The sequence below is a fragment of the Pleomorphochaeta sp. DL1XJH-081 genome (assembly GCF_049310885.1).
In the GTDB taxonomy this organism is placed as follows: Bacteria; Spirochaetota; Spirochaetia; order Sphaerochaetales; family Sphaerochaetaceae; genus CAYZJV01.
Genome location: NZ_JBMDYO010000107.1, coordinates 1 through 269 on the forward strand (window position 1 = coordinate 1; position 269 = coordinate 269).

Annotated in this window: 1 pseudogene; it reads right to left on the minus strand. The window is 46.1% G+C overall.

The features are described 5' to 3' along the window. Nucleotides 1-189 (minus strand): annotated as a pseudogene (locus ACODJP_RS14085) (hypothetical protein); the annotation flags it as partial. Nucleotides 190-269: the final 80 nt, after the last annotated feature.

Here is a 269-nt window from a genome sequence, read left to right on the forward strand (position 1 = left end):
ATCAAAAACGTCATACACCACTTTAATCCCGGTCTCTTTTTCGAAATTCGCTACCGTGTCCGGCGCGATATAATCAGACCAGTTATAAACATGCAGGGTCTTTTGTTCGGCGGCGAGCGAACCGGCAGAGACGGCCATCAGCGCACCCGTAACCAGACCTGTTAACCATTTTTTACCAAAGGCGGTCATATCTCTTTTCCTTCTCAACGCCCGTTAACTTACGGGCTCAAATATACGCATTTCTACGCATGCAAAAATCATGCATATTT